The organism is Gorillibacterium timonense, from assembly GCF_001457415.1.
Taxonomy (GTDB): Bacteria; Bacillota; Bacilli; order Paenibacillales; family NBRC-103111; genus Gorillibacterium; species Gorillibacterium timonense.
The window spans coordinates 205,587-223,641 of record NZ_LN881720.1 but is presented as its reverse complement, the minus strand read 5'-3'; the positions used below and the strand labels follow the sequence as shown (position 1 = coordinate 223,641).

The 18,055-nt window shown below is 56.5% G+C and carries 11 protein-coding genes; 5 read left to right on the top strand and 6 right to left on the bottom strand.

Annotated features, from left to right (window positions below; translation table 11 throughout):
• Positions 1 to 381 precede the first annotated feature (381 nt).
• The gene (locus BN2684_RS01510; protein WP_058300411.1) at positions 382 to 3,003 is read right to left on the bottom strand and encodes a U32 family peptidase; all 2,622 of its coding nucleotides are present in this window, start codon (positions 3,001 to 3,003) and stop codon (positions 382 to 384) included.
• A gap of 214 nt (positions 3,004 to 3,217) precedes the next feature.
• Here BN2684_RS01510 and BN2684_RS01505 point away from each other — a divergent pair, with 214 nt between their 5' ends.
• Positions 3,218 to 4,231, top strand: a complete 1,014-nt coding sequence (locus BN2684_RS01505) for a diacylglycerol/lipid kinase family protein (RefSeq protein WP_058300410.1) — start codon at positions 3,218 to 3,220, stop codon at positions 4,229 to 4,231.
• Positions 4,232 to 4,296: 65 nt separating this feature from the next.
• Here the strand turns inward: BN2684_RS01505 and BN2684_RS01500 are convergent, their stop codons facing one another.
• Positions 4,297 to 4,779, bottom strand: coding sequence for a permease prefix domain 1-containing protein (locus tag BN2684_RS01500; protein ID WP_058300409.1), 483 nt, complete (start codon positions 4,777 to 4,779; stop codon positions 4,297 to 4,299).
• A complete protein-coding gene (locus BN2684_RS01495; protein ID WP_058300408.1) occupies positions 4,772 to 5,098 on the bottom strand; it encodes a helix-turn-helix transcriptional regulator in 327 nt (108 codons plus the stop codon). Before BN2684_RS01495 ends, BN2684_RS01500 begins: the two co-directional genes overlap by 8 nt.
• Positions 5,099 to 5,314: 216 nt before the next feature.
• Here BN2684_RS01495 and BN2684_RS01490 point away from each other — a divergent pair, with 216 nt between their 5' ends.
• The gene (locus tag BN2684_RS01490) at positions 5,315 to 6,283 is read left to right on the top strand and encodes a sugar phosphate isomerase/epimerase family protein (RefSeq protein ID WP_058300407.1); all 969 of its coding nucleotides are present in this window, start codon (positions 5,315 to 5,317) and stop codon (positions 6,281 to 6,283) included.
• 118 nt (positions 6,284 to 6,401) lie between these two features.
• On the opposite strand, the gene BN2684_RS01485 is transcribed toward BN2684_RS01490, so the two are convergent.
• Positions 6,402 to 7,829, bottom strand: a complete 1,428-nt coding sequence (locus BN2684_RS01485) for an aminotransferase-like domain-containing protein (protein WP_058300530.1) — start codon at positions 7,827 to 7,829, stop codon at positions 6,402 to 6,404.
• A 338-nt stretch (positions 7,830 to 8,167) separates the two neighbouring features.
• Between BN2684_RS01485 and BN2684_RS01480 the strand changes: the two genes are divergently transcribed.
• The 3 genes from BN2684_RS01480 to BN2684_RS01470 all read left to right on the top strand — a co-directional run bounded on the left by BN2684_RS01480 (position 8,168) and on the right by BN2684_RS01470 (position 12,033).
• Positions 8,168 to 9,127 (top strand): DMT family transporter, encoded by a 960-nt coding sequence (locus BN2684_RS01480; RefSeq protein ID WP_058300406.1) that lies wholly within the window; start codon positions 8,168 to 8,170, stop codon positions 9,125 to 9,127.
• A gap of 243 nt (positions 9,128 to 9,370) precedes the next feature.
• A complete protein-coding gene (locus tag BN2684_RS01475; protein ID WP_058300405.1) occupies positions 9,371 to 9,673 on the top strand; it encodes a hypothetical protein in 303 nt (100 codons plus the stop codon).
• 737 nt (positions 9,674 to 10,410) lie between these two features.
• Positions 10,411 to 12,033: a nitrite/sulfite reductase gene (locus BN2684_RS01470; protein ID WP_058300404.1), complete on the top strand. Its 1,623-nt coding sequence runs from the start codon at positions 10,411 to 10,413 to the stop codon at positions 12,031 to 12,033.
• Between the two features lie 625 nt (positions 12,034 to 12,658).
• On the opposite strand, the gene uvrA is transcribed toward BN2684_RS01470, so the two are convergent.
• Complete coding sequence (gene uvrA / locus BN2684_RS01465) at positions 12,659 to 15,628, bottom strand: excinuclease ABC subunit UvrA (RefSeq protein ID WP_082651678.1); 2,970 nt, start codon at positions 15,626 to 15,628, stop codon at positions 12,659 to 12,661.
• Between the two features lie 294 nt (positions 15,629 to 15,922).
• Positions 15,923 to 17,908: an excinuclease ABC subunit UvrB gene (uvrB, locus tag BN2684_RS01460; RefSeq protein ID WP_392388987.1), complete on the bottom strand. Its 1,986-nt coding sequence runs from the start codon at positions 17,906 to 17,908 to the stop codon at positions 15,923 to 15,925.
• Positions 17,909 to 18,055: the final 147 nt, after the last annotated feature.

The following is an 18,055-nucleotide window of genomic DNA, read 5'->3' as shown; positions in this document are numbered from 1 at the left end:
CGCCGATCGGGGCGGAAGGCTGCCCGAGGGAATGGCGAGGATGAAAAACGCTTACTTCTCCTTCGGTCGCCGTCAGGCTTGCGCTAGGTCGATCTTGCTCCATCTTTCGCGGTCGCGGTAGGAAAAGGGTAGCCTCCACAGCAAAAAACAGAGGTTTTTCTCCCGTTTATCCCGTGTTATCGGCACACAGCAAGAGAGCCTTCCCCCTTCTATAGGGAGGAAGACTCTTTAAAGGGTTAGGCTTACTAGTACGCTGTCAGCCCTAATCGTGTGGATATGAATCGACGTCAATGGGTATGAGAAGTTGTGCGGAGACCACAGTTTTTAAGCTGCCAACGTACTAGGTTTACTCGATGCCTTCCTTATGGGACGGCCCATCGTTTATTTCACCAGCTGTCCGCGAGTGACGCCGAGCTGGTTGGTCGCCTTCAGCGTCTTCCAGACCTGCGTACCCGGAATCGTGCCCCCGAGCGCCCTGCGGTACAGGCTGAGCACCTCTTGGACCTTCTCCGGCGTCTCTTCCAGGAACTCCACCCGGAAACGGCGGACGCCCAGCGAGAGGAACTGCGGCAAGTATTCCGCTCCGGACTGCTCGATGGCGTGATAGACCGTGTTGCGGCAGCCTTCGTCCACCCGCACCGGATGCGACATGCCGATCCGGTCGCGCAGCGAGGCGCGCTGGCTCTCGCAGGGTCTTCCGCAGTTCGTATAATCCGTCCCCTCGCTCATGAAGGTACAGTAGATGCAATGCTCGGTATGATACATCGGCAGGTGCTGGTGCAGCACGAGCTCGACGCGGGAGGTATCCGTCTGCTCCAGGAAGTCGATCATCTGCTGGATGTTCAAGTCGTACGACGGCGTGATCCGGCTGAGTCCGGCCTCCAGGAAGAGCGCCGCCGAGCGGTGGTTGGCGACGTTAAGCGAGAAGTCGCCGATCAGCTCGGGATGAGCGGCATCCGGATGGAGCTGCCGCTCCCGCATGAAATAATAGAGGGCGCCGGTGTTGCGCACAAGCACCGCATCCGGCGCAAGCCGCAGGATGTGGTTGAAGAAGCCGGTCTCGCCCGGCATATGAATGCGCGGAGGCACGAGCGCGATCTTCGCTCCCGCCGCATGGACAGCCTCCACGGCCGCTGGGAACTGCTTGATGAACTCGAAGTCGGCATAGAGGAACTCCACACCGGCTTCGAGTGCCGCATATACCTGCGGCAGGGTACGGCAGAGCACCGTCAGCTCGGGCTTGGATAGAGCCGCAGCTGCTCCATCCGCTGCTTGCAGACTTGCTCCGGCATCGCAGGCCGCTGGGCTCAGCCCAGCCGAAGCGCCAACCGGAGCGCCAGCTGAAGCAGCAGCGCGATCCGCCCGAGCCGGCGGCATGTCAGCGGCGGCCAACGCCGCCTGCTCCTCGCGGCTGCGGATCGTGTAACGGGGCGCTTCTTCGCGCGCCGCCGTCAGCTGCTCAACCGCCTCCCGGCGGATGCGGTTCAGCTCCTTCACGGGGACGATCAGGTCCTCCGTGAGAACGGCGTCCAGCTCGGCGAGCTCGAAGATCGTTCCGCCGAGCCGGCCGAACTGCTCCCGGAACAGCGCTTCGTCCATCGGCCGCTTCAGCGCTTGCTCCAGAAGCGCCTCGGAATCGACCTGAACCTGCGCTCCAGTGCGAAGATCCGTCCACCACGTCTTGAGCGACTGGCCGAGCGCGGCGATCACCTTCACCTTCACGGGGAAGGTTCGGTACGGCTTGTCCGTCTCGAACGTTTGGCGCAGCCGCTTATCGAGATGTGGGTCGTTCGTCTTCCAGATGCGGTCGCCGACATGCAAGCGGCCGAGCGCCACGTCGTTACGTCCCGGTATGATCTCGATCAAGCCGCCGGGCGCTTCGCCCTCCAGCTTAAGTCCCTTGCGGCGAAGGTCGTAGACGCGCCCTCCCTCTTCCTTCTGGGTCGGGTCGCCCGCGTCGAAGACGATGCCGTCCCCGCGCTTGAGCGGCGCTTCCAGCTCACCGAGCACGCCGTCCCTTAGCACTTCCTTCACCCGGCCTAGGTAGACGCCGCGGCTCTTCGGAAACGTCCCTTCGACCAGCGTCTTGTTGTTCGTCCCCTTCAAGAAGCCGTAGGTGAACCCGCGCGAGAAGCTCTGCTGCAGCTCGCGCAGCTCCTCCTTGGAAGGTGATGGGTTCACTCCTGCGAAATAGCGGTCAATTGCGGCCCGATACTTCGCCGTCACATTCGCCACGTATTCCGGGCTCTTCATCCGCCCTTCGATCTTGAAGGAGGTCACCCCCGCCTCGATCAGCTCCGGCACGAGCTCGATGGCGGCGAGATCCTTCGGCGACAGCAGGTACGTGATGTCACCCATCGGCTGATGAACCCCGTCGACCATCAGGTCGTACGGGAGACGGCAGGCCTGGGCGCATTCTCCCCGGTTCGCCGAGCGACCGCCCCACATTTCCGAGGTGAGGCATTGGCCGGAATAGGAGACGCAGATCGCCCCGTGGACGAAAATCTCCATCGGCTGCTTGGCATGCTCTCCGATTGTGCGGATCTGCTTCAGGTTGTTTTCCCGCCCGAGCACGACCCGCTCGATGTTATACGACTTCGTGAATTCCACCGCCTCAGGCGAGGTCATCGTCATCTGGGTCGAGCCGTGAATCGGGAAGTCGGGAGAGATTTCCCGGATCAACCGCACGAGGCCAAGGTCCTGCACGATAACGGCGTCTACGCCTGCATTCGCGCAAGCCTCGACCAGGCTCCGTGCATCCTCCAGCTCGTTTTCAAATATCAATATGTTGACGGTGAGAAATCCCTTCACTCCATAGCGATGCAAGAACGACATCACTTCCGGCAATTCCTCCGTCCGAAAGTTATTCGCGCGCGCCCGGGCATTGAATTTCTCCACCCCAAAATAAACCGCATCCGCCCCGTTCGCCACCGCCGCGCGCAGGCAATCCCAGTCTCCGGCGGGAGCCAGCAGCTCAATCTCTTCCTTGCGCATCGTTCCCATGAATCCTCCTGTCGGCATCGCCTTACCTCGGCAATGGCCATATCCTTCTAGTGTAGCGGAAAACCATGGCCTTTTCCATCCATGGCGTGAAGGGAATCACATCCTAACGCCGATTTTTAGCCGAAAATTGGCAAAAACCAGGGATGCCATCGACAAGGAAATGTGAGATAATTAACACCAAAAGTTTGAGAGAGACGGAAGAAGGGCGATGCGCATGATCGGGTTTGTAATCAATCCCGTGTCCGGGAACGGTCGGGGGGCCAAGGTTTGGAAGCGGGTCGAAAAGGAGCTGCGCAAGCGGGGCATCCCGCACGAGGCCCGATTCACCACAGGGGCAGGCGATGCCGAGCGAATCGCTCGCGAGATGGCGAAAAGCGGGAGAATTCAAGCCATCGCCGCGGTGGGCGGAGACGGAACGGTAAATGAGGCGGTGACCGGCCTCGTTACGGCGGGACCGCTTTCATCAACGGCTATGGAAACGCGCGGGCTGGCTTCGCCGGGAGACTGTTCCTTCGGCTACATCCCCGCAGGCTCGGGTAATGACTTTGCGCGCAGCAACGGCATTCCCGAGGACCCGATCGCCGCGCTCGACCTTCTGCTCGGTGCGGTACTAGAGGACAGCTCCGTCGATCTGGACCTCCTTCAGCTGGGCCATACGGTGGCCGCCAGCTCGATCAGCTGCGGCTTCGACGCGCAGGTGGCGCTCACGACCAACGAGGCCTCCTACAAGCGATGGCTCAATCTCTTCGGAGCAGGCAAGCTCGCCTATGTACTGTCTGTCATCCGCGTCCTTTTCACTTACCGGCCGCAAGCCATCACCCTCCGCGTGGACGGATGGGAAAGCCGCTTTGAGCAGGTGTGGCTCGTCGCCATGTGCAACCTTCCCTATTACGGTGGCGGCTTCCGCATCAATCCCGATGCCGATGCGACCGACGGCCTCGCCTCGGTATGCGTCGCCTTCGGGATTACCCGCTGGCAGCTCCTCCGCTTGTTCCCGCTCGTGCTCTCCGGCAAGCATGTCGGACATCCGGCCGTGCGGTTTTTCACCGGTAAGCGGATTGAGCTCTTGCCGGAAAGTCCCTTACCCATACAGGCGGACGGCGACCCGGTTCAGGAAGAACGGATTCGCATCGAAGTGATTCCCGGCCTGCTGCCGGTGGCTCTCCCTCGCGCTGTCCGCTCCCGCTCCGATTCCCGGCCAGACTGCCCCATCGATGAGCCGGCTTGACGGTGAATGGGAGTCGACTTGTTCTTTTTTCAGCCCCTTTTTCACACGGGTATCCAGCGGCACACCTATTCTTTGTACTTCATTCCGTTTCCGAACAAGGCCGTAAAATCGCTATTGTCCTCCAGCGGTTCATACTTGCTCAAGACAATATCCATGTGAGTGCCAAAGCCAGCGCCAAACAGCATGCCAACCCCAACCAATAACGGGAGAAGCATCACGAGCGAAAAGTTCACGTTAGGAAAGAACAGAAACAGAGCCAACGGATAGAGGATCAGAAGACTGAGGCCGGCAATCAGTTGAATCGGTCTCTTTCTCCTGCCGTGTCGATGAATTCGGCGAATATGGCGCTTCAGCCCTCGAATTGGCCCCAATGTTACCACTGCCGCTTGGAAAGCCTCTTGCTTCGAGAGTCCCTGCTCGAGATGTTCTTCCATCCCTTCCAGCAAATGATCCTCAAGCTCTTTGCGAAGCTCCAGTATCCGAGGTCCGCAAGGATAAGGCAGCAGCTCATTCAGAAACTCGTCAATTTGGTTAGGCAGGTTAGCCATGTCCCAGCACACTCCCCATTGATTTCGTAAAAAGCTTCCATTCCTCTTCCTTGCTCCTAAGCTCTCCTCTACCGCTCGAGGTTATATCATAATACTTGCGCTTGCGCCCGTTCACTTCCGTCCATTCGCTCTGAATCAAGCCATCCTCTTCTAATTTGTACAGCGCAGGATACAGGGTACCATCTTTGTACGACAGCACATTGTCGCTACGTTCCTGGATGAGCTTGGAGATTTGGTACCCATACAAGTGGCCTTCTCGATGGAGCAGAGAAAGGATCAGCAGCGCCGTACTCCCCTTCACCATTTCACGATCAATCATCGGATTCCGCCTCCTCCCGTATAGCTAGAATAACTAAGTATTAGTATACCTAGAATTTCTAAGTATGAACAGTCCCTTCTCTCTTGTTGGTCTTGGCTAATCCGAGGCACGCTCGTTGAAAAATGTTCGTTTTCGCGAATTGTGTAAGCGCTCTTGTTTTATCTGGCGATGTGGTATACTCTTGCCAAAAGCCGAAATTTTTTTGGAGGTGCCAAGATGAAACTGGGAGTATTCAATCCCCTCTTCAACCAAAAATCATTCGAGGACATGCTCGATACCCTTGCAGCCAAAGGCCTACAGGCGGTCGAAATCGGAACCGGGGGTTATCCTGGGAACAACCACTGCGACCTTGACGGGCTTCTCGCCGACGAATCGAAACGCACGGCCTATAAAGAAGCGATTGCTTCCCGCGGCCTGATCATCAGCGCCTTGAGCTGCCACAGCAATCCGCTCCATCCGCAAAAGGCGATCGCCAAAGAAGCGGACGAGCTCATCCGCAAGACGATCGACCTGGCGCAACTGCTGGAGGTTCCGGTCGTGAACACCTTCTCCGGCTGTCCGGGCGATCATGAGGATGCCAAGTATCCGAACTGGCCGGTCGCTCCCTGGCCGACCGACTTCCAGGAAATTCTAGCCTGGCAGTGGGAATACAAGGTGATTCCGTACTGGAAGGAAATCAACCAATACGCAACTGAACGCGGGATCAAAATCGGGCTTGAGCTGCACGGAGGCTTCTCCGTTCACACACCCGGGACGCTTCTGCGCCTGCGGGAAGCGACGGGTGACGCCATCGGCGCCAATCTCGATCCGAGCCACATGTGGTGGCAGGGAATCGATCCGGTACAAGCCATCCTCATTCTCGGCAAAGCCGGAGCGCTGCATCATTTCCATGCCAAGGACACCTCAATCGACCAGAACAACGTCAACCGCCACGGCGTGACGGATATGCAATCCTATGAGCTGATGCTGGACCGCGCATGGCAGTTCCGCTCCGTCGGCTTCGGCCACGACCTGAAGGTATGGGCCGACATCATGAGCGCCCTGCGTCTCGTTGGCTATGACTATGTCGTCAGCATCGAGCATGAAGATGGCCTCATGTCTATCGACGAAGGCTTCTCCAAAGCCGTGAGCAACCTTCAACAGGTGCTCATCACCGAGCCGATCGGCCAAATGTGGTGGGTGTAAGCCTGTAAAAGAAAACACCTTCAAGCCGCGCCAGGTCGGGGTTACAACCCGACCCGTCCCATTTCCAGCAGGGAGCGCGCTTGAAGGTGTTTTTGCATTTCATCAAAAGCAAAAGGCGTTATTCGCGCGGCCCGCTCCCTTCCAGCTCCCGCGCCAACTGCTTTAAACGACGGATTCCATCGCGCAAAACCTCAGCGCTTAAGAAGGAATAGCTGAGGCGCAGCCACGAATGCATCTCCCCGAGCGGATCGCAGATCGTCCCCGGAACGAAAGAGATGGATTCCTCCCGGGCGCGCATGAACAGCTCATCGACCGACACCGTCTCCGGCACCTTCACCCACAGATTGAGCCCACCTTGCGGAGTGGTCCATTGCCAGCCGCTCCCCGCCAGCTCCTCCTCCACGATCTCCTTCTGCACCTGAAGGGCGATGCGAAGCTTGCCCACATGCTGCTGCAGCCGGGATGAGGTGTAATAGTGCAGGAAGATCTTCTGGTTCAACAGCGAGGTCCCTCCATCCGCGAGAGCTTTGGCGATAACGAGCTGCTCGACGAACGGCTGGCGGCTGGCGACGGCGCAGATGCGCAGCCCAGGAGCGATATACTTGCTGAAGCTGCTGATGTAGATCACCCAGCCCTCCGTATCGTAGGCAAAAAACGGGGGAGGCGGTTCCGTCTCAAAGTACATATCACGGAAAGGATCATCCTCCACCAGCAGGCAGCGATAGCGCTCGGCCAGCTCTACGATCCGCTTGCGCTGCCAAGCCGGAACGGTGGCGCCCGTCGGATTGTGATGCGTGGGGTTCATGTAAAACATTCGCGGTCGATGCCGACGCAGCTGTTCCTCGATCTGGCCGAGGTCGTAGCCCTCGGGCGTGATCTCGACGGGAACGAGCCGCGCTCCCCTCCGGCGAAAAATATCCAGCGCCACGCTATAAGTCGGCCGCTCCACCAGTACGGCATCCATCGGGCCGAGGACCGTTCCGGCGATCAGGTTGATCGCCTGTTGAGAGCCCGAGGTGATGACGAGCTCTTCCGGCGCCAACTGCAGCCGGTGGCGCTCCCGAAAATGCCGACTCAGCATGCCGCGCAGCTCTTCGTCTCCTTGAGCCGAGGAGTAGGTGCCCATCACCTTCGGGTAAAGGTCGAACACCTTCTTCACATAGTCGGACAAGAAGAGGTTCGGCAGCAGGTTCGGATCGATGAGCGCTTGAGAAAACTGATAGCGAGCCGGCAGCCGATGAATATCCGACAGAGCGCTGGTGAGCGAATAGGCAGTCGCCACCTTTTCCTTATCCGCTTCAGGCTCCGCGTCTCGTCGGCTGGCGGGGGAGACATAATACCCTGACTTATCCTTGACGTATACCTTGCCGCATTCCGCGAGCTCACGACAGGCCTTGAATACCGTCAACCGGTGCACCTGCAATTCTTCGGCCAGTACACGAATTGACGGCAGCTTATCATGGGGCTTCCACTCCCCCCGCGCCATCCGGTTCAACAGGTGCTCGTACACTTGGCGGAATAGAGGCTGGGCCGGCTCTGTGTTCATCTGTTTTTGCGGGCTTCTCCCGTCTCCATCCAAAACCGTCATCTTCCCCGCACCTCCATTCAGCCTGGCTCGATCTCCAGCTATTCCAATAGGGGTAGTCGCTCCATGGCTCTCTTCATGGCTCTCTTCATGGCTCTTCTTCATGGCTCTTCTTCATGGCCCTATTCCGCTCAATTTCGTTTCTCTATTCCGCCCTAGGTTGTCTCTTTTCTCTAGTGTACCGCAAATCCGATCCAATCTGTTCTGTTCTTCTCCATCTGTTCTATAGTGAACCCGCTATGATGGACAAAAGCTTGCTGAAGGCTTTCCGATCCATTACACAAAGGGGTTGCTTGACCATGATCATGCTCGCGTACTCGCTCATCTGCCTCATCTTCGGCACGACCTTCCTCGCCATCAAAGTCGGGGTGGACGCCGGAGCCCCTCCCTTTTTCTCCGCGGGCTTGCGATTTTTCCTCGCGGGAACCATTCTGTTTCTCTGGATGGTTTGGAAAGGGAAGGCTCGCTTTTCCTTGCTTTTGTGCAAGGAAATGCTGTTTACCGGAGCGATGCTGACCTTCGGCACCTTCTCCACCCTGTACTGGGCCGAGCAGCACATATCCTCCGGGCTGGCCTCGGTGCTGTCTGCGACCGGACCGATCATGATCTTGCTTTTGCAGACGGCCATGCTTCGGCAGCGGGCTCCGCGCCGTGCCTTGTGGGGATGCCTCATTGGGTTAACCGGCGTCTTGCTGCTTGTTCTGCCCAATCTCGCCGTCAGCCTGTCGCCGCTGTGGGTGATCGGCTGCGCGGTCGTGCTGATCGGGGAATGCAGCTACGCGGCGGGTACGCTCTATTCCAAAACCGTCATCACCACCTTCTCGGAGACCTCCCCAATTGCCCTAAACGCCGTTCAGATGATGTACGGTGGAGCTCTCCTGTTCCTACTGTCGCTGGCCACCGAACCGGTTCATCCCGAGGTGTTCTTATCGTTCAAAACGGCAGGCTCGCTGCTGTACCTGACGGTCGTCGGCTCCATGGTCGGGCATACCCTGTTCTACTGGCTGGTAGCCAAGACGAACCCCGTCTTTCCATCCACCTGGCTGTATGTGTCACCGCCGATCGCCGTGGGCGCAGGCTTCTTGCTCTATGGCGAAACGGTGACCCGGCTGTCGCTTCTCGGCGTCTTCACGATCATCGCTGGGACGGTGCTTGTCAATGCAGACGCTCTGAAGCAGCTCATCACCGGATCTCTATCCCGGAGGAGGGAGCGACTCCTTGCGAAACCATCCATCGAATCCCCTATGCAAAAGGAATAGGCGAGGTAATCCCATCGTCAGAAGTCGGAGCTTATGGTACTTTGTTCAATCAAAGACGACCGTCTCTTCACCTCTTCCCCTACTGGCTGACGCCGCTTCGTATCGGCAAGAATAGGGGTGAGAACTCACTGGGTGGTGGTCATCTTTAGATAATGTACATATGGCGTTAACGTAGGGCTGATCTTTCTCCGGTATGATGGGAATACTGGCTGAGAGATCCGCATTGCCCGAAGGGAGTCCGCCATGAAAAAGACCGCCAATCGCACACTCCTCCTCGCCATCATCGGAGGCTGCCTTATTTTGTCGGCCTGCTCGGACCGCCAAGGAACTGCCGACCGCGGAAGCGTCGCCGTCTCTCCTTCTCCCGCCATTCAAAAGAATGCCGCTTACAAATCGACCGATTCGCCGGAAGCGCTGCGCCAGTTGGCCCTGACCCAAGCAGCCGCTGCAGCTGGACAATCCCTGAACGAACTGGAAGTGCAAGCTACAAATCCAGACTTCCCCATAGAAGCGCCAACTTTTCCCGCTCCCTCTCATCCCCACTGAAGAAAAGGTGACTTTACTTCAACTCCATAACACCGTGTAGTTCCGATACAACTTTTATCCGACTCCGGGGGAGCGCACAATGTTCTGATGCCCATTCTGCTTTCCGAAGAATACTCCTTCTGATGCTCCCGCTGTCATTTCCGGGGAATGCTATTTTCTAACGCTCCTTCTGCGTTTCCGGCGTGCCGGGAACGCTTTTTGTTGCTCTCTTTTCTTTTTTTTGCTCATTGCTTCCATTCCAATCCTATAACCGACTGCTTGTAAAACGAGCTAACAGAGCTCATCTTAGAGGAAAGCTTCAAGTCCAATCGTCTGGAGTCGGGTTAGAATGACCACGATAGGTCATCCCATCTCCCGCTTCAACTACCGAATTCCCCGTTTTGTCGGTGCTCCTCTACAGAGGTCCGTTCCTTGTTCCCGTTTGTCAGACATCCCTCCACAGTGGTCCTCTTCCTTGCACCCATTATGTCAGACATCCCTCCACAGTGGTCCTCTTCCTTGCACCCGTTTTCTCAGCTGCTCTTCTACAGAGTTCATTCCCTGTACCTGCTTTGTCAGCCGATCACTAACGGATTCAACTCCCTATACAAAAGCGTTCTCTGCGCTATAAGCAGCCCTTTTTTGAGCGATCAGGAAGTGTTATGTCCGCCGCCGTTTACGCCGCGTGCCCACTATGATACGATACTTTTAATCATAGTTTGTTAGTCGGAATTTAAAGGAAAGAGGAGGAGTCGGACATGGCCTATGAAGCCATTTGGGCGGCTGATCCGTCCAAGCTGAACAAGATGGAACTCATCAAGCTGGAAAAGGATGGCCTCGATGTCATTCGCTCCATCATCGAGACATACGCCCCGGGTGGCTATGAGTCCATTCCTGAAGACGAGCTGGGCCGCTTCAAGTGGGCGGGCGTCTACGAACAGAAACCCAAAGACGGTCACTTCATGATGCGCGTGCGCATCAACGGAGGCCGGATGACGAGCGTTCAGGCCGAGGCCCTCGCCTCGATCGCCCGCGATTATGGGCGAGATCTTGTCGATGTGACCACCCGGCAAGCGATCCAATTCCACTGGCTGCGCGTCGAGTACCTGCCGGACATCTTCAAACGGCTGGAGAACGTCGGCCTGTATTCTTATGAAGCCTGCGGCGACTGCCCGCGCACCATCGTCGGCAATCCACTCGCCGGAATCGACAAAGACGAGCTGTTCGATACGACTCCGCTGGTCGAAGAGGTCAATGATTTCTTCTTGCTGAATCGTGATTTCTCTAACCTGCCGCGAAAATACAAAATGTCCATCTCAAGCAGCATCTACAATACCGCGCATGCGGAAATCAATGATCTCGCCTTTACTCCGGCGGTCAAAGAGATCAACGGACAGGACGTGCTCGGCTTCCACGTTTGGGTCGGTGGTGGCTTGTCCGCCAAGCCCTATCTGGCCAAAAAGCTGGACCTATTCGCTCGCCCTGAAGATGTTCTCAAAATTGCAGCAGGAGTCTCCACCCTATTCCGCGATCACGGATACCGCGAAAAGCGTCACCATGCCCGTTTGAAGTTCTTGATCGCCGATTGGGGACCGGAAACGTTTCAGGAAGAGCTGGTGAAGCTGATCGGCGAGCTGCCGGATCGAGGGACCGACAAAGTAATCGGCTGGAACGGAGCTTACTTCGACGGCGTACACCCGCAAAAGCAGGACGGGTTGAACTATGTAGGTCTGAATGTCCCGGTCGGCCGCCTTTCGGCTGCAGAACTTAGCGAGCTAGCCCGCCTCTCCGAAGAATACGGAGACGCATTCATCCGCACCACCATGTCTCAGAACATTCTTCTCACCGGAATACCGAACGAGAAGATCGACCAACTGCTCAAGGAGCAAGTGCTGGAACGGCTAACGCCTTATCCGAAGCGGTTTACGAGCCGGACCGTCTCGTGCACCGGCAATGAGTTTTGCAACCTGGCTATCGTGGAGACCAAAGAACGCGCCCGCCGCGTCGCCGCTTATCTCGACGAACAGGTCCAACTGGATCATGATGTCCGCATTCATTTCGTTGGCTGCCCAAACAACTGCGGACAGAAATATATCGCCGACATCGGGCTTCAAGGCGCTCTTGTCAAAACGGCTGAGGGCATGGTAGACGCCTTCGATATCTCCGTTGGCGGCATTCTCGGTCCCGGCGCCCAGCTCGTCACCCCGCTAAAAGGTCGGGTTAAAGGCGATGATGTCGGCCCCGTGCTGAAGCATTTGATCGAGTTTTACAAAGAAAGCCGCGAAATCGGCGAAAGCTTCCACAGCTTCGTGCTCCGAGCGGGAACCTCCGCCTTCCAAGAAAAGCTGGAAGAAGCGGTCCGGCTTGTCGCTGCAAGCTAACGTTCTCCAAACAGGAAACTATTTGTCCATTCCAAGTGGACTTTTCAAGTCAATTTGTCTTTCATAAGGTGGACATCCCATTCCGATAGAGATAGGATGTCCATTTTGCTTTTTTATCTATATATCGATCTCATAATCTCAAGATCTACAATATATTGTATTGATTAAAGCTTCCAACAAGAGAACCCTCTATTCCTCGTGTGTCCACCTTATGAAAGACATCTTCCCCCATAATGTCTCTTCCGAATGGACATATCCTGATGATGTTGCTCATCACTCTAAATGAAAAAGATTCAATCTCCATAACGGGTATGTATGTGGCTAAACTCTCGTAATGCTGCTTGTTCTGCTTGACCTCCCAACTAGAGATGCATCGGTAGTTGTCCTTCTACTCGATCCCCGCACTAGAGAAACATCCGCAGCTGTCCTTCTGCTCGATCCCCGCACTAGAGAAACATCCGCAGCTGTCTCTTCTAGCTCCATGCCAACCCTAAAACCATCAGCAGCTTTCCTCTGCTCAATTCCTGAATGAAAAAGCCTGTCGGCGTTATGCCGACAGGCTTCTGCAGCTTCCTCTTGAGGAAGCGCGCATGATCTAGCTCTGCTCTTACAAATTACGAATTCATCAAGCGAGTGCGTCCTTCCGCGTTTCTCCCGCTTCCTGCTCTCCGTCCGTCCGTTGCTTTTCCGCCTTCGTTTCTTTGGCCGATGCGGAGCTAGTTTTCGTCCGCTTCGCGGGCTTCGTTCCAAACCGCTCTTCTGTCCGCTTGCGGTCCCGCTCCAGAATGGGCTGCAGGTAGCGGCCAGTATAAGAGTCCGGAACCGCGCAAATCTGCTCCGGTGTACCGGATGCGATGATCGTGCCACCCTTGTGGCCGCCCTCTGGACCGAGGTCGATCAGGTAGTCGGCCGTCTTGATGACATCGAGGTTATGCTCGATGACGAGCACCGTCTCCCCGCTGTCGACGAGGCGCTGCAGCACCACGAGCAGCCGGTCGATATCGTCGACGTGAAGCCCGGTTGTCGGCTCGTCAAGAATATAGAACGACTTGCCGGTATTGCGCCGGTACAGCTCTGCCGCCAACTTCACCCGCTGTGCTTCGCCCCCGGACATGGTAGTGGCCGGCTGTCCCATTTTCATGTAGCCGAGTCCGACATCCGTCAGTGTTTTTATTTTGCGGTGTATGCGCGGAATGTTCTCAAAGAATTGAGTGGCGTCTTCGATGGTCATATCGAGGACTTCGGCAATGCTCTTACCCTTGTAGTGAATGTCCAACGTCTCGCGGTTATAGCGCCGCCCCTTGCAGACTTCGCAGGGAACGTACACATCGGGCAGGAAATGCATTTCGATCTTGATGATCCCGTCGCCTTTGCAGGCTTCACAACGGCCGCCTTTGACATTGAAGCTGAAGCGCCCCTTCTTATAGCCGCGAATCTTCGCTTCAGTTGTCGTCGAGAAAAGGTCGCGGATGTCGTCAAACACGCCGGTGTAAGTCGCAGGATTCGAACGCGGCGTACGTCCGATCGGAGACTGGTCGATATCGATGACCTTTTCGATATGCTCAAGTCCGAGAATCTCCTTGTGCTGACCTGGGCGTACCTTTGCTCGGTTTAAGTCGCGGGCCATCGTTTTGTAGAGGATCTCGTTGACGAGCGTACTTTTCCCGGAGCCCGATACCCCTGTCACACAGGTGAAGACACCGAGGGGAATTTTCACGTTGATGTTCTTCAGGTTATTTTCCTTCGCTCCGCGAACCTCCAGCCATTCCTCCCTGGGCTTGCGCCGCATGTCTGGGACGGGAATGAGCTTCTTGCCACTCAAGTATTGGCCGGTGATCGAGTCGGGATTCGCCATGATCTCCTGCGGAGTTCCCTTTGCGATCACATGTCCCCCGTGAATGCCTGCTCCGGGGCCGATATCGATGATGTAGTCGGAAGCCAGCATCGTATCCTCATCATGTTCCACGACAATAAGCGTATTGCCCAGGTCGCGCATACGCTTGAGCGTACCGATCAGCCGGTCGTTATCCCGTTGATGCAGGCCGATGCTCGGCTCGTCCAAAATGTAGAGCACGCCCATCAGACTCGACCCGACCTGAGTGGCCAAGCGAATCCGCTGCGCTTCACCGCCGGAGAGGGTGCCAGCCGCTCGGCTCATTGTGAGGTAATCAAGCCCGACGTTCACGAGGAAGCCGAGTCGTTCCTTGATTTCCTTCAGAATCAGATTCGCGATGGTCTGCTCTTTCTGGTTCAGTACGAGGGTATCAAAAAACGAATGGGCGTCTCCCACCGCCAGATCGGTCACATAGGATATGTTCTGCTCGCCCACTGTAACGGCCAACACTTCCGGTTTGAGTCGCTTGCCCTTGCATTTCTCACACGCCTTGCCAGACATGTAGGCTTCAATATACTCACGTATGCCATCGGAGCCGGTATCCCGGTATCTCCGCTCCAGGTTATTTACGATGCCTTCGAACGACACCCAAGCTTCCCTCGATTGCCCGAAATCATTCTCATATCGGAAGTGAACCCGTTCTTCTCCGGTTCCGTACAGAAGCTTATCCATCTGTTCCTTGCTGACCTCGGCAACTGGGATATCCATCGGAATATTGAAGTGCTTGCACACGGCAGCGAGGAACTGCGGATAATAGTTGGACGTTCCGCCTGCCCACGCTTCAAAAGCCCCTTCCTCGATCGACTTCGTTGCATCGGGAATGAGCAGGTCGGGGTCGACGATCATCTTGCTGCCAAGGCCATCGCAATCCGGGCAAGCTCCGAACGGGCTATTGAAGGAAAACATTCGCGGCGACAGCTCATCCATGCTGAATCCGCAGATCGGGCAAGCAAGGTTTTGGCTGAATAGAAGCTCCTCATGCTCCATGACATCGACCAACACGCGCCCTTCCGCCAGCTTGAGCGCTGTCTCCAAGGAGTCAGCGAGGCGGGTGGCAACGTCGTCCTTTACGACGATCCGGTCGACGACCACTTCGATGGAGTGCTTTTTGTTCTTTTCGAGCTCGATGGTTTCGGACAGCTCGCGCAGCTCGCCGTTGATCCGCACGCGAACGAACCCTTGCTTGCGGATATCCTCAAGCAGCTTCACATGCTCGCCTTTTCGACCTGATACCAGAGGCGCCATGATCTGCAGGCGAGTCTTCTCCGGATATTCCAGGATGCGGTCCACCATCTGCTCGACAGTTTGCGAGGTGATCTCGATGCCGTGCGTCGGGCAATGCGGACGGCCGATCCGGGCGAACAGCAGACGCAGGTAATCGTAGATCTCTGTCACCGTTCCGACGGTGGAACGGGGGTTGCGGCTCGTCGTCTTCTGGTCGATGGAGATGGCCGGCGACAGCCCTTCGATGGAATCGACATCCGGCTTGTCCATCTGCCCGAGGAACTGGCGGGCATACGCAGACAGCGACTCTACATAGCGCCGCTGCCCTTCTGCGTAAATCGTATCAAATGCGAGCGACGATTTGCCGGAGCCGCTCAGCCCGGTCAGTACCACGAATTTGTCCCGGGGAATGGTGACGTCAATGTTCTTCAGATTATTCGCCCGGGCCCCTTTGATTACAATATTGTCGATGGCCACTCTCTCACGTCCTCTTTATCTGGTAAGTCGTCAACGTAAAAAGCTCCGCTTTGTCCGCCGCCAACCAAAAAACGATGATGGAAGAAACCTTGTTCCCTTGCTGAGTCGTTCTGAGCTTACTTGAGTTAAAAAACGCTGCTGTGATTATTCAGCTTTATTGAGTCTTTTTAGTCTTATCAATCTATTGAGTTGTAAAGTGTTGCTGGGCTTTACTTAGAAGGGACCCGCTGCTCGGAGTATGTCGAGCTTCGCCAACTCTTGCCGCCTAAGCAGCAAGGTCATCGACGACATGCGTCAATTGTCCGCTTTCAGCTCCATGATCGCGTCCCGAAGCTCTGCGGCGCGTTCGAACTGCAGGTTCTTGGCCGCTTCCTTCATCTCCTTCTCCAACCGTTCGATCACGGTTGCCCGGTCGCGCTTGGAGAGCTTGCCGCCTTCCTTCACTCCGGCTAGATAATCCGCCTTCTGCTCGGCGACCTTGGTCGCTTCGATGACATCGCGCACCCGCTTCTTGATCGTCGTCGGCGTGACGCCGTGCGCTTCGTTGAAGGCCATCTGAATCGTGCGGCGCCGCTCGGTCTCGCGAAGAGCCTTATCCATAGAATCGGTAATTTTGTCCCCGTACATGATAACTTTGCCTTCCGAGTTCCGCGCCGCGCGACCGATCGTCTGGATCAGAGAGCGCTCCGCCCGCAGGAAACCTTCCTTGTCGGCGTCCAGAATGGCGACGAGCGACACTTCCGGCAAGTCCAAGCCTTCCCGCAGCAGGTTGATCCCAACCAGGACATGGAAGGTGCCAAGCCGGAGGTCGCGGAGAATCTGCATCCGCTCCAAGGTCTTGATATCGGAATGCAGATACCGCACCTTGATGCCGATTTCCTTCAAATAATCGGTCAAGTCCTCGGCCATCTTCTTGGTCAGCGTCGTGACGAGCACGCGCTCGTCCTTGGCAATCCGGTCGTGAATCTCCCCGATCAGATCGTCGATCTGCCCCTTCGTCGGGCGAACGTCAATGATCGGGTCCAAGAGACCGGTCGGACGAATGATCTGCTCGACCATCACGGGGCAATGCTCGATCTCGTACGGGCCTGGGGTGGCCGAGACGCAGATCATCTGGTTGAACTTCTGCTCGAATTCCTCGAATCGGAGCGGCCGGTTGTCCAGCGCCGACGGCAGCCGGAAGCCGTGCTCCACCAGCACTTCCTTGCGCGCCCGGTCGCCGTTGTACATACCGCGGATCTGCGGCAGCGTCACGTGCGATTCATCCACGACGACCAGCAGGTCGTCCGGGAAGTAATCGAACAGCGTATAAGGTGTCGCTCCCCGCTCGCGGAACGTAAGCGGTCCGGAATAGTTCTCGATCCCGGAGCAAAAGCCCATCTCCAGCATCATCTCGATGTCGTAGCGAGTGCGCTGCTCCAGCCGCTGGGCTTCCAGCAGCTTGCCTTGTCCGCGAAGCTCCTCCAAGCGGTCCTCTAGCTCCCGTTCGATATTGACAACCGCCCGCTTCACCGTTTCTTCCGCGGTGACGAAGTGAGAGGCCGGGAAGATGGCGATGTGGTCCCGCTCGCCGATGATCTCCCCGGTGAGCACATCGATCTCGGTGATCCGCTCGATCTCATCTCCAAACAATTCCACGCGCACCGCATGCTCGCTGTGCGAGGCCGGGAAGATCTCCACGACATCGCCCCGCACGCGGAACGTGCCGCGAACGAAGTTCAGGTCGTTGCGCTGGTACTGGATGTCTACCAGCCGATGGAGAATCTCATTCCTCGGCTTCTCCATTCCGACCCGCAAAGACATGACCAAGTCTCGGTACTCCATCGGAGAACCGAGACCGTAAATGCAGGATACGCTCGCCACGATGATGACGTCGCGCCGTTCGAACAGAGCGCTCGTCGCCGAGTGGCGCAGCTTGTCAATCTCTTCATTAATGCTGGAATCCTTCTCGATATAGGTATCCGAGGATGCGATATAGGCCTCGGGCTGATAGTAGTCGTAATAACTGACAAAATAGTCGACCGAATTGGTCGGAAAAAAATCCTTGAACTCGCTGGCAAGCTGAGCAGCTAGCGTCTTGTTGTGCGCGATGATGAGTGTAGGGCGATTCAGTTGGGCGATGGTTTGCGCGATCGTGAACGTCTTCCCCGTACCGGTCGCTCCGAGCAGCGTCTGATACCGCATGCCCGCCTTCACTCCATCCACCAGCTCCGTGATTGCCTTCGGTTGGTCCCCCTGCGGAGAAAAGTCCGATTGCAGTTGAAACGGCTTGTTGCTCATGAGAATCTCACCCATGGTTTCTCTCGTCACCTACCCCTTAACGAATTGCTCTAAAATTTATCGCTTCCCGTTCCGATATAGAAAGAGACAAGTCTTACCCGGAAAATAGGAATGCATGTTCGTTTATTATACCTTATTTTCCTCCTG